This is a genomic window from Allorhizobium pseudoryzae (assembly GCF_011046245.1).
GTDB lineage: Bacteria > Pseudomonadota > Alphaproteobacteria > Rhizobiales > Rhizobiaceae > Neorhizobium > Neorhizobium pseudoryzae.
Window position 1 is genome coordinate 33,289 of sequence record NZ_CP049243.1, and the last position, 11,970, is coordinate 45,258.

Below are 11,970 nucleotides of genomic sequence, written 5' to 3' on the forward strand. Positions count from 1 at the left end.
AATGCCTGCAGCAGCGTCAGCGATCTGAGTTTAGGGACTGAAGTGCACCCCGTTTCACCGGACATGTCGGCTAGTTTGATTTAGCCCTAATGAACTGCCGGGGAGAAGCCATCTTGAGCGCGGAATGGGGATGGATTTCGTTATAGTCCTCGATCCATCCGTCGATGAGCCGGAGCGCTGTTTCGGCGTCCGGTAGAGCTGAGATGCGGATATAGTCCCGCTTCAGGGTTTTGACGAAGGCCTCCGACATGCCGTTCGACTGCGGACTGGCCACCGGCGTGAAGCAAGGCGTCAGATTGAGCGCCTGGGCAAACAGCCTCGTTTCCCTCGCAGTGTATGCCGAGCCATTGTCCGAGAGATGCTCGATTGCGTGCGGGGCTCGGGTCGCTGCGAAGCGCTTCTCGACCGCCTCCAGCATCATGTCGCGCACGTCCGAGCCGGAGATGCCCGCGTTGGCGACCGCCGTCCAGGCGATGATCTCGCGGTCGAAGGCGTCGATGATGAAGGCGAGACGAATGACCTCGCCATTCCAGCAGGTGAACTCCAGCCCGTCCGAGCACCAGCGCATGTTCGAGCGCATGACCATCACCTTGCCGTCATGGAGGCGGCCCTTGCGAACGGCGGTGTGCTTCTCCAGCAGCATGGCGTGGTTGCCCATGATGCGATGAACCCGTTTAGCGTTGACGACAGGCTTATCGGCGGCTCGCCTCTCGCGATTGAGGAGCGCGGCGATCCGCCGATAGCCATAGGTTGGCCTTTGATCCACCAGCCTGCGGATGATGGGCAAGAGCTCTGCATCCTCGGCCTTGTGATAGGAGCGACGCGGCTTCGATCTGCCTTTCAGCCGCTCGATCAGGTTGGAACGGGATACGCCCAGCGTGTCGGCGACTGATTTCATCGGGAACCGTCCTTCGGCAACAAGATCGGCCGCGATATCCGTTTTTTTGAGTCTGCTTTGGACAAGGCTTCGCGGAGAATTTCGACCTCCATCGTCTTGCGGCCAAGCATGCGCTCCAGCTCGCGGACACGATCCTCCAGCTTCTTCACTTCCGAATTGCCGACAACCGGCTCGTCCGAATCCACGGCTGCAGCACCTCCCTCACTCAAGAGCCTGCGCCAGCGGTAAAGCAGATTGGGCGCGACGCCATGGCGGCGAGCGGCCGAAGACACCGTCTCGCCTGGTTCGAAACTCTGCTCGATGATTGTCAGCTTCTGCTCGGTTGTCCACCGTCTACGGCGGACATCACCCGTCAGCAATTCAACATGTCGATACTCGTTAGACATAAGCCTGTCCTCAAGCCTGTGCTTGAGCCTTTCTGCTTATGCCGAATGTCCGGTCGAAATGGGGGGCAGTTCAGGGACGACATCGCCCTTAAGGAGACGAAACAGACCGCAGCCCGGGAGGGCGGCGGGTTCTTGCGACCAGAGTTGTCTGGTTCTGCTGTCTGCCGCATGAGCGTTGTCCGCTTTTTGGGTTCGCATGATAGAAAGCGGAGGGACCTTTCCGGCCCCACATCAGACAGCCCTCCTGTAAAGTGAATGACCGCTGTGGCCAAACGCGGACCAGATCACCACATACGTGGATGGGCGGTTTTGGCCGTTCGGCACCCCCTCATCGGACAGTCCGCTTGCGTGAAGAGTTTCGGGCGCCGGCAGGCGTACGAAAGTCCCCGAGGAAGGAACCCGCGGACTACAGGCTGATGCTATGGAGATTTCGCTTTTCGGCTGAGGCGCGGGGTGGTGAGACTGCAACCAGGAAGTTGTTCGATGGCTACAGACAGGTCGCTTCGTTGCGGCTCCGCGCGGCTTTGACAGCCTGGCACCCCTCTCGTTGGGAGCATATCGACGCCAGTGATCTCCTCAGGCGCATGTGGGTCGGTTGCCGGAGGCGTGAAGCCTGCGGCTGGAGTTTTTGCCATTCCATGCCGGGTCATGAAGCTGCCTCCCGGGTCGTCTTTGTTGCTTGTGGTGGTCCTCGCGGAAGGTTACACCTTTCGACTCCACCAACGAAAAGGCTCCGACGCATCGCGTCTATGCGAAGTCACCTCGCGGCCACGACATTGAAGTTGGCGGCATCTGGAAGAAGACCAGCGGGGAAGGGAAGCCGTACTACACCCTCTCCATCAAGCGCCTCGGCTTCAACGCCAACTTGGGCCGCTACCCCGGCCAAGATGACGTGGCACTGCAGGCCATCATCGAATGGGAACCCCGCGATTGATTGCTCTGGGAGGCCCGATCTCTGATCGGGCTCCCACCATAAAGAGCCGCTTACCCCGCATTCGCTGGATACTCGGCTCTTTTTGTGCTAATTGGAACAGTAACTGGAGGCTCTGCCAATGAACGTTCATGCCCCTCGCCCCGATCGCTCTCCGGAAGCTGTTGCAGCACGGAAGAAGGCTTCAGATCAGGCACGCGCTGCGAATATGCGGCAGGGTTACACCGGTGACCCGGTCTTGGAAGAAGCGAAGGCCCGCTACGTCGCTGGGGACATCACTTCCGAGGAAATGCGCCAAGAGATGCTGGCCCGATTCAAGCGGCCTTGATCATCACCTAGACATTTATGGCGGCCGCCTGTGAACTCAGGCGGCCTTTTTGCATGAGGTTTCGCTTGGCCCGCGATGATGAAGCCAAAGGCTCCTACACTTATCCCAACACGTCAGAGGATGAGGATTACAAGGATGTTCTGAAGAACAAGCTCAATATCAGGAGCTTTTCAGAACTGCGCGAAGCCGAGTACGCGATTGCGGACTCAAGGATTACGGAGCTGGCCGAGGGAAAAGGCCCTACCGGTACTCACGACGCAGCGCATCTGAAGGCTTTGCACGGCTACATCTTTCAAGATATCTATGAATGGGCAGGACATACGCGCAATGAAAGTCCTGTCGTCGATGGGGATCGGGTAGAGCCGGTAGGCGGGCTTTCGAAGGGCGATACGACTTTCCTCCCCGGCTCGCGCATCGAAATGGGCCTCAACGAGGCGCTGAGGCCTGCTAGAGACGTTCAGGGCCTTAAAGCCGCTACACCTGAGCAGTTCGCCGAGAAGGCCGCTCACGTCCTATCTGAGTTGAACTATGTTCATGCCTTTCGCGAAGGCAATGGAAGGGCAAACGAAGCTCTGGTGGTCTCATTGGGCCGCACCTATGGGCATGACATCGATCTGACCGTCATCACTAAGCCTCGCATGATCGAGGCATCCATTGAGACCACGAATGATCCGTCCAGTCCTGCGATGAAGCACCTCATCCAGGATGCAATGGATCCTAACCGCCGCGAGGCGATCCGCCGTGCCATGTCCGATCTTGAGCAGGCTGGCGAGAAACCGTTCGAGCATAATATCCGCACGGCCCGCCCGGGCGAAGTGATCGAAGGCCAGGTTCTCGGCCATGACAATCGCGTAGCGAGCCTCGTGACCGAAAAGGGGATTGTGGCCGTAGACCGTGCTGATCTCCCCGAGCGGATGCCTCCTGACGACGAGGAAGTTAAGTTCACCGCTCGATCTGATTTCAAGACTCTGGGTCGGCCGGAACAGGTCCAAGATGCCCATTCGCAGCCAGGTCAGCAAAAGGCCCAAGAGCCTCAGTCGCAGCACATCAATGCCGAGCTTAAGGCTATCGAAGCGCAGCAGCTTGCCGATCGCCAGCGAAACCGCGACCAAGACGACAGAGAACGCTGACCTGCGGCCCTATCGCTGCAGTGAGGGCCTTTGTCGTTGGCCGGGGTGCCGGAGCTCTGCGCCCTCCCCTGTCCGTTGGATGATTTGACGGACAAACTACGATAGCCCCTTCCCCATTCAACCGCTTGCGCGGTCCTACACTCCGTTGCGGCCCTACGGGTGCATGGGGTCGTTTCGCTATCTTCGGATCTTTGCCGTCAACCAACGAACAGGAGACGGCAATGCAGAGCGTAAAGGACACCTACCAGCGGATCACCGACACCATCATCCAGCAGCTCGAGGCCGGCACCAAGCCCTGGATTCGGCCATGGCGCGGAAATGTTCGCAGGTCGGCTACGCCGCTGCGTGCCTCCGGCGAAGCCTATCGCGGCATCAACGTGGTCATGCTTTGGCTCTCCGGGCAACTCGCCGGCTACGACGAAAACACATGGGTGACTTACCGGCAGGCTCAGGAGCTTGGCGCCCAGGTCCGCAAGGGCGAACAAGGAACCCTCGTCGTCAAGTACGGCACCTTCACGCCGAAGGATCAGGAGGCGGACGATCGCGCAGTCCCCTATCTCAAGGGCTACGCTGTCTTCAACGTCGAGCAGATCGATAACCTGCCTGACCGCTTCAAGAGCCCGGCCGATGATGTGCCAATGGATGCCGTTCCAGTTCTCGAAAACGTCGAATCCTTCATAGATCGCACTGGCGCGAAGATCACCTACGGCGGCAAGCAGGCTTGTTATCGCCCTGGTCTCGATGACATTCTGATTCCGGATCGGGGGCGGTTCCTCAGCGAGGTTCACCTTTACAGCACTGTTCTTCATGAAATTTCTCATTGGAGTGGTGCAAAGGCACGTTTGGGCCGTGACCTGAGTGGGCGGTTCGGCAGTGAGGCCTACGCCATGGAGGAGCTTGTTGCCGAGATCTCAGCCGCCTTCGTCTGCGCCGATCTTGGCATCGAGCATGATCCGCGAGACAACACCGCGACTTACGTTGAAAACTGGCTCAAGGTGCTCAAGCAGGATTCACGTGCAGTAATCACTGCCGCCGCAAAGGCTCAGGCAGTCGCTGACTATCTGCGACAGTTCAGCTCTTCTAAAAGGTAGGGGGCCTGGGATAACTGTCGGGCCTCATGCGCATCGACCCAAAACTTTACAACTGTAAAGTCGGGCATCCTTGATGCGTTAACTTCTTGTTAACGAAAAACGCCTTGAAGAATCGGAGTCAGTCTGGCATCCCTGACGGAAATGATCCCGTAAAGTGGTCAGAACCGTCAAGAGGATTGAATGTTGCAGCCAGCTTCTCAGAGCGTCAGAGACACTGCGTCGAAGATCGGGGTCTACACCTCGAAACTCTCTGCGGAGCTGAACGATATGCGTGAGGCTGTTTATCCACCCTCTGCGCAGAAAACATTTGGTCGGACATTCTCAACCCTTGACCTAGTGAGGCTACTCAAGGTTCCGGAAAGTACTCTTCGCCAGTTGACGCTGGAAGGGAAGGGGCCTTTGCCCGAGCGTGCAGAAAACAATAGGCGAACCTACACGATAGAACAGGTCAAGGAACTGAGGGCATTCCTGGCCGAACTTCGTCCGGACGAAGCTGGCGAGCTGCTTCCGCATCGTCGCAAAGGGGAAAAGCTTCAGGTAATTGCTACGGCGAATTTTAAAGGTGGTAGTTCCAAGACAACCACTTCTATCCATCTCGCACATTTTCTAGGGCTTCAGGGTTATCGGGTCCTGTGTCTGGATCTTGATCCGCAAGCGTCGATGACTGCGCTATTTGGTATTCAGCCCGAGTTCGATCTCGGCGAGAATCAAACAGCCTATGCAGCCATTCGATATGACAATGAGAGGCGGCCGCTCGCTGAAGTGATCCGGCCAACCTATTTCCCGGGTGTCGATCTAGTTCCTGGCAATCTGGAGCTCATGGACTTTGAGTTTGATACCCCGTCCTATCTGACCTCGAAAACCAGAGATGACTTGGGTTTGTTTTTCGAGCGGTTAAGCAGTGCCCTGGCCCGCGTCGATGATCGATACGATATCGTTATCATCGACACCCCACCGTCCCTTGGATACTCGACGCTCGCCGCGCTTTACGCAGCCACGTCCTTAATCATTACTGTTCATCCGGCGATGCTCGACGTTGCATCGTGCAATCAGTTCCTGATCATGATCTCCGATCTATCGGAGGTGCTGGGGCAGTTTGGTGCTAAGTTTGAACATGACTTTTTCCGTTTCCTGCTCACTCGCGTGAACCCGAATGACGGGCCGCAGAAGTACATGTCTGGGGTCATGCGCCGATTGTTTGGTGATGATGTACTCGTAGCGGAGGCCCTCGAATCGACGGCCATCGCCGGTGCAGCGGTAGCGAAGAAGACCCTATACGAGCTTGAGTCGGGTGAGGTCGGTCGTGAAGCGTTGAAGCGCGCAATTGAGAGTGCTGACCGAGTTAACTCCGAGATCCTCGACCTCGTTCATAAAGTTTGGGGACGTAGCACATGAAGAAAAGCATCCTTCAGCGAATGGCGGCCGCCGAAAGCCGGACAGAATCTCCTGTGGTGTCGGACGCGTCCGACAAGCCCTCGCTGGCGCGGCGGCACTCTTCACCTGTCATTTCCAATGTGGGTCGAGCACTGACACAGCTCACAGAAGATAGTGTCATTTCACTCGATCCTGACCGTATCGACCGCTCCCCCTATAGAGATCGCTTTGGCAACGACGAAGATGCGGCCAAAGAGCTCGAGGCGCTTAAGGTTTCCATCGCAAGCGAAGGCCAAAAAATTCCGGTTCTCGTTCGGCCGCATCCGACGAAACCGGATCATTACCAGCTTGCCTACGGTTACCGTCGATGGGCGGCGATCAAGGCCATAATGGCAGAAGCGGATCGCCCGGAGACCATAAAGATTCGAGCGTATGTTCGAGAGCTTTCCGATCGGCAATTGATTGAAGAGCAATCGCTTGAGAATGGTGTTCGGGAAAACTTGACCTGGATCGAGCAGGCAATGTGGGCAGTACAGCTCAAAAGTGCTGGCCTTTCCCATCGCGCCATGTGCCCAATCTTGGGAGCTTCAGAAGCGGCAATATCGCATCTGTTTCGAGTGACGGAGGCGGTTCCCGAAGACATCATTCTTGCGATCGGCAGAGCAAAAGGAGTTGGTCGACCGAAATGGACCGCATTTGCCGAGTTGCTGAAAGATCCGAGCAGCGCAGCACGTGTTCGCAAGATAATCAACACGGTCGAGTTTCGAGGCGCTGACAGCTCCAGCCGTATTGCCCAAGCGATACGAGCTGCAAATGCTGCAGCAGACAAAGTGACTGCGGAACCAACTGAAGAGATTGTTGACTTCGCCGTGGGTGACCGAGTTTTTGGCCGCATGAAGAGTAATTCGGCTGGAACTACGGTCTCAATCCCGAAGCAGGAACGCGCTTTCGCGCGCTGGCTGGCGGACCGAATGCCTGATCTTCTAAACGAATACAACAATCATTCCGATCCAACTCACCAAGAGGTGTGATCGAGACACTCGTTAATTGGTCAAGAGGAGAGACCGCGACAAAAGAAAAAGGCCCCCAAAACGTTTCCGTCATGGAAGCCTCTCTCAATTCCTAGCAAGATCGAGAATCGCATTTCCATGAATCTCAGTCAAGAGTCTTTGGCATCGTTTTGGTGAGCGGATTTCTTTTGCCTGAAGAAAGGTGAAGGAATATGCAGACGGGAAATGTGACGACGCCCTTTGGGCGGCGGCCGGCTGTGCTTGCTCTTGTAAAGAGGCAGCTCCAGACGTCCGAGACGAAACCAAACCGCCCGGTCGAAAAATGGAAGGTGTTTCGCGACGCCTGTGAGGCCCGTGAACGCCTCGGCCTCCAGGACAGGGCGCTGACTGTGCTGGACGCATTGCTGACGTTTTATCCGGAAAGCGAGCTCAACTGCGATAGCGGATTGGTGGTCTTCCCTTCGAACGCCCAGCTTTCTGTCAGAGCGCACGGCATCACTGGAACGACCTTGCGGCGCCATTTGGCTGCCCTGGTCGAAGCCGGGCTCATCCAGCGCAAGGATAGTCCGAACGGCAAGCGCTACGCTCACCGGGACAAGGGTGGCGATATCGAGCAAGCCTTTGGGTTCGATCTTTCTCCACTTTTGGCTCGCGCTGCGGAACTTGCAGCACTGGCACAGGAAGTCGCTGCCGAACGCCTGCAGTTCAGACGAGCCAAAGAGGCGCTGACTATCTGCCGGCGTGATGTACGCAAGCTAATTTCCGCCGCGATGGAGGAGGGGGCTGACGGCGACTGGGAAGCCATCGAAGACATGTATGTCGGCATTGTCAGCCGACTTCCCCGCAATCCTGATCGTCGCCAGGTGGAGGCAATCCTCGACGAGATGCAGCTTTTGCGCACCGAAATCCTCAACCTTCTGGAAAATCAGTTAGATTCTCAAAATATGGACGGCAATGCTGTTCAAAATGGCCGCCACATACAGAATTCAAAACCCGAATCCATCTATGAACTTGAACCTAGCTCTGGAAAAGAGCAGGGCGGAGCCGTCGAGCTGGAAGTAGCACCCAAAGCGGTTGCTCAGCCGTTGGCAAAGCCGGAACAGATGAAGGCGTTCCCGCTGTCGATGGTCCTGAAAGCCTGCCCGCAGATTTCGGACTACGGGCCCGGCGGCACGATCTCCCATTGGCGCGAGCTGATGGGCGCCGCGGTGGTGGTACGATCAATGCTTGGTGTTAGCCCGTCGGCTTACCAGGAGGCTTGCGAGGTGATGGGGCCGGAGAACGCGGCGGTTGCCATGGCTGCAATCTTGGAGAGGGCAGGGCATATCAATTCGGCAGGTGGATATCTCCGCGATCTCACGCGCCGGGCGAGGGGAGGGGAGTTCGGACTGGGACCGATGCTGATGTCGCTGATGCGTGCAAATGCGAACAGCGATCGGAAAACGGGGTGAGGGGCGACGCGTTCCTAAATGGCCATCACTTGACGGCCCTTTCCGTTCTTCAATCGTCTGTCGGGGTATCGACCTTGGATGATTTTCGACCTGGTGGCCGGCCAGGGGGACGGCCTTTCCTGCTGACTCTCGCCGCTTTTCTAGTCAGTCGTTGGCGTTCGGCCTCAGCTTTTGCTTCGGCCTCCGCTTCCGCTTTTTGCCGAGCTTCAAGAACATCCTTAGGCGTCAGTTGGCCAACTATACCGATCAAACTGCGTATGGTGTCATGCGGGAGGTCATGAATGAGTCTGAAGAGTTCAACCCGATCATCGGCCTCTTCAGAATTTTTACCGTAGAGATGAGGTGCTGCGGCATGAATCATCTGCATCGGCAGGAACCCAAGGAGCTCAGAAAGGTGAATCATTCGAGAGACGGTCAGTCGCGAAATGTTCAGTTCGTAGCGGCTGTAGACCACTCGAGCGAGACCAGCCAGGGTCGCAAAATCACTCTGGGTCAGACCAGTTTTCGCGCGTTCATCGAGTAGGAATGCGGAAAGTTTTGCGTCGATCTCGCCGAAGCTGACTATGCCGTCGAATCCCTCCTTGCGGTACAAGGGTCTCTGGAAATCTGGATCTGTAGTCTCAACCAGTTCCCTTGATTTGATATAGTCGGATAGATTCCGCACAGTCAGTATTCCCTCAGTCCCCAAATCCGCCTGTGGCAGATATCACGCACCATAACGTGCCATTAAGGCACTGTCATCCTGCGCGCCAGTTACAAAGCCCTAACAAAAGTGGGGGGAATGAATGCCAGGATGCTGATCTCCTCGATATCGAAATCTGCAACTCAGGGCGCATTGTCCATCACCTCAAGATCCAGCGGGAGTATTCCTGTTCACGGCTTTCGCAGCGATCAGGTTCCAGCTGTGGGCGCTGGATTGAAAAACGCCCTCGACCGTTCTTTCTTCGGAGATCCAGCTCAGCTTCACGCGCATTTCGCATGCCAATGAAAGCTGGTCGATGCTGAAGCACCTTGTGATCAAAATCTCAGACTTCGGCCCAAATGTCTCAAAGTCCCACATCGCAAACCGGAACAGCTCTCGTTTCGCGTGTTCGTTGGTTGGCCAATCAGCTTGTTTGACCGGCTCGGCTGGAGAAGAACCAATAACAGGCATAGTCCTCTTTATGGACTGAATGTCGATCCCTGCCTTCTCCGCTGCTTCAGGGTTGATCAAGAAGCCAAGGGTGGTGCCCACGGCCACCCCGGCCAGAAATCGAAGGTCGAGGATCAATAACCATTATCCTTCAGGAACTGGTCGATTGCGGCCTTGACGATCACAGTCATTTTTAAGTCGTTTTCAGAGGCTGCGCGCTCCAAGCGTTTCTTGGTGTCGTAATCAAGAGGGCAATTGACGAAGTGCTTGCTCTCGCGCGCCTTGTTCTGCTTGAGCTCCTGCAGTCGTAATCTGGACGCCTCACGCTCCAACGACTTGTTCGTCGCTCTCTCCCGGCGAGCCTGTGGTGAGGGCAAAATCAAACTTGATCTTGGGGGCACCTGAACGGCTGGTACCTGAGCGGGAGCTTCTTCGAGAGCGACCTCGTCCGGTTGATGGCTGGCGACCGCGTTTTCTGCTTCGTTGTCTATAGCCGGCTGCGACATTGGATTGGGCGGATTTCCCCGGGACCGTCGCGGTGCAACGGGAAAATCAGATATGCTGGAAGTCCCTTTAGCCATCTTACGACCTCTTCTGCTCGTTCGGCAGGAAACGTTCAATTTCTTGCATCAAGGTCATGACCTCGCTCCGGGCCTTTTTGACTGAGTCGCTCAGCTCCAGCATTTGCAGCGTCCCATATCCAAGTCTGATGTCGCGGTATGGGTTTCGCTCATAAAGCTCGGTGTCGAGGAGGTATGAATCATATCCCTGTTCCTGCAAGTTTGCGATGAAGGGGCGTATCAGGCGGTAGGCTTCCAGTGAACGTCCCGGGAGAGTAATCCGGGTTCTGAAGTTGAGATGTGGAATGTTTCGCCCGGTACGATCGCAGGTGTCAGCCACGTCCATTGCTGCCTGGCCGGCAGCAAGAATCTCGTCTTGGTTTGGCTGGATCGGGGTCATAACGATGTCCGAGCCGGCGATGATCGTGTCTCGCAGCACGGTGTCTTGACCGGGCGAGTCGATCAGCACGACGTCAAACCTATGCGTTTCGTTCTCCAGAATATGCTGAAGTGATGCGTTGGTTACTGCCGTGCGAAGCTCAATGCCGTCTGGCCTGTTGTCTTTCGCCTCGGAACGGGACCACCACTCATTCAGGTTTTGTCGGCCATCGGCATCGACCAAGAGCACTTGCTTACCATGAAGCGCATATTCTCCAGCGACTAGGATTACGGCGGTTGTCTTGCCCGCTCCACCCTTACCGCTTACCAGCGATATGCAGATTGCCATTGCACGATCCTCTCAAGACTAATGGTTCCCCCGCCCCCTAGCGATCCGACGTGGGTTCAATCGGCACATCAGTATCGTCGTTAAGATCTTCACATCGAAGCAAACCTAACATGTGAACACACGCAGGTTAAGATCTAAACATGCGTGTGAACACACGCTTTAGAACATCTATGAAACCACACGAGTTGGTCGTGTGGTTTTTACAAGTGTCTGGGTCGAGTGGTGAACCCCGGAGCCGCGTGAGGCCTCACTTGGCGCTCGCACGGAAGGCGCAAGGGTGAAGAGCGAAGCGTCCCTTTCGCCTGACTACGAGGGACAAATAAAGGCCTTCAAAAGCGGTTTTGGCGGTGAACCCTGGTGAGCGTTCCAACGGAAAGACTGCGAAGCAAAGCGGAGCCAGTCGAGAGGTGAAAACTAGGTTGAAATTGGGGGATAGTGCTTTGGTTTTTATGTGGCAGGATACGCAAAAATGTTTTACATTTTGCATTGCGATCGTGGGACAAGCCCACGATGGTGGTCGCAAGGCTCCGGGAAGGCTTAGTTGATTGACGAGTGAAGACACGATCGAAGTGCCGACAGCCAAGCAACGCAAGGGGCGTCTAATCAACGTCCGCATCAGCGATGCAGAGCATTCGGCTATCGAAGAAGCGGCCAAGTCGGCTGGTATGAGTGTGTCTGCTTTTTTCCGTTCTTTGCTCCTCGAGGGTGCTGGCGTTCGACCTATTCTGACTGCGGAAGACAGGTTGATCATGGCCGCATTGCTCGAAGATATGCGGATGATAGGCATCAATTTGAATCAGGTAGCCCGCTCCCTGAATGCAGGAAAGGGGGTCCATCCCTCAGAGCTGGACATCAACCTTAGCAACGTCCAGCGGATTCAGGCGGCCGTAATGAGCGAGCTGCGGACACTTTCGCGCCGTGCCGGGCATGAGCGCCGAGGCGAGGTGTAGGC

The 11,970-nt window shown here is 56.2% G+C and carries 12 protein-coding genes and 1 pseudogene; 8 read left to right on the top strand and 5 right to left on the bottom strand.

The features are described 5' to 3' along the window. Positions 1 to 70: 70 nt before the first annotated feature. Positions 71 to 1,284 (bottom strand): IS3 family transposase gene (locus tag G6N78_RS18395; protein ID WP_165222223.1). Its coding sequence is split into 2 segments (ribosomal slippage): positions 71 to 948 and positions 948 to 1,284, totalling 1,215 coding nucleotides; the frame shifts between segments, so codons are not numbered across the junction. A 697-nt stretch (positions 1,285 to 1,981) separates the two neighbouring features. Between G6N78_RS18395 and G6N78_RS18400 the strand changes: the two are divergent. From G6N78_RS18400 to repC, 7 genes and pseudogenes are all read left to right on the top strand, one after another. Beyond that, positions 1,982 to 2,218 (top strand): annotated as a pseudogene (locus G6N78_RS18400) (DUF736 family protein); the annotation flags it as partial. Between the two features lie 118 nt (positions 2,219 to 2,336). Further along, positions 2,337 to 2,543, top strand: a complete 207-nt coding sequence (locus G6N78_RS18405) for an antitoxin VbhA family protein (RefSeq protein WP_102022172.1) — start codon at positions 2,337 to 2,339, stop codon at positions 2,541 to 2,543. A gap of 65 nt (positions 2,544 to 2,608) precedes the next feature. Next, entirely contained in the window at positions 2,609 to 3,673 is a 1,065-nt protein-coding gene (locus G6N78_RS18410; RefSeq protein WP_234905999.1) for a Fic/DOC family protein, read from the top strand. A gap of 221 nt (positions 3,674 to 3,894) precedes the next feature. Further along, a complete protein-coding gene (locus tag G6N78_RS18415) occupies positions 3,895 to 4,764 on the top strand; it encodes an ArdC family protein (protein ID WP_165222230.1) in 870 nt (289 codons plus the stop codon). 180 nt (positions 4,765 to 4,944) lie between these two features. Next, positions 4,945 to 6,159 (top strand): plasmid partitioning protein RepA, encoded by a 1,215-nt coding sequence (repA, locus tag G6N78_RS18420; RefSeq protein ID WP_102022175.1) that lies wholly within the window; start codon positions 4,945 to 4,947, stop codon positions 6,157 to 6,159. Then, positions 6,156 to 7,169, top strand: a complete 1,014-nt coding sequence (gene repB, locus G6N78_RS18425) for a plasmid partitioning protein RepB (protein WP_165222233.1) — start codon at positions 6,156 to 6,158, stop codon at positions 7,167 to 7,169. Before repA ends, repB begins: the two co-directional genes overlap by 4 nt. A 191-nt stretch (positions 7,170 to 7,360) precedes the next feature. Next, positions 7,361 to 8,599 carry a plasmid replication protein RepC gene (gene repC / locus G6N78_RS18430; protein ID WP_165222236.1) on the top strand — a complete coding sequence of 413 codons (1,239 nt, stop codon included), beginning with the start codon at positions 7,361 to 7,363 and terminating at the stop codon, positions 8,597 to 8,599. Between the two features lie 49 nt (positions 8,600 to 8,648). Here the strand turns inward: repC and G6N78_RS18435 are convergent, their stop codons facing one another. From G6N78_RS18435 to G6N78_RS18450, 4 genes are all read right to left on the bottom strand, one after another. Continuing rightward, complete coding sequence (locus tag G6N78_RS18435) at positions 8,649 to 9,191, bottom strand: helix-turn-helix domain-containing protein (RefSeq protein ID WP_234906000.1); 543 nt, start codon at positions 9,189 to 9,191, stop codon at positions 8,649 to 8,651. A 255-nt stretch (positions 9,192 to 9,446) separates the two neighbouring features. Then, the gene (locus tag G6N78_RS18440; RefSeq protein ID WP_165222239.1) at positions 9,447 to 9,869 is read right to left on the bottom strand and encodes a hypothetical protein; all 423 of its coding nucleotides are present in this window, start codon (positions 9,867 to 9,869) and stop codon (positions 9,447 to 9,449) included. Beyond that, positions 9,866 to 10,237 carry a hypothetical protein gene (locus tag G6N78_RS25840; protein WP_234906001.1) on the bottom strand — a complete coding sequence of 124 codons (372 nt, stop codon included), beginning with the start codon at positions 10,235 to 10,237 and terminating at the stop codon, positions 9,866 to 9,868. Before G6N78_RS25840 ends, G6N78_RS18440 begins: the two co-directional genes overlap by 4 nt. A gap of 76 nt (positions 10,238 to 10,313) precedes the next feature. Continuing rightward, positions 10,314 to 11,018: a ParA family protein gene (locus G6N78_RS18450; protein ID WP_165222242.1), complete on the bottom strand. Its 705-nt coding sequence runs from the start codon at positions 11,016 to 11,018 to the stop codon at positions 10,314 to 10,316. 569 nt (positions 11,019 to 11,587) lie between these two features. Between G6N78_RS18450 and G6N78_RS18455 the strand changes: the two genes are divergently transcribed. After that, positions 11,588 to 11,968: a DUF6290 family protein gene (locus G6N78_RS18455; RefSeq protein WP_370691534.1), complete on the top strand. Its 381-nt coding sequence runs from the start codon at positions 11,588 to 11,590 to the stop codon at positions 11,966 to 11,968. The last annotated feature ends 2 nt before the right edge of the window (positions 11,969 to 11,970 follow it).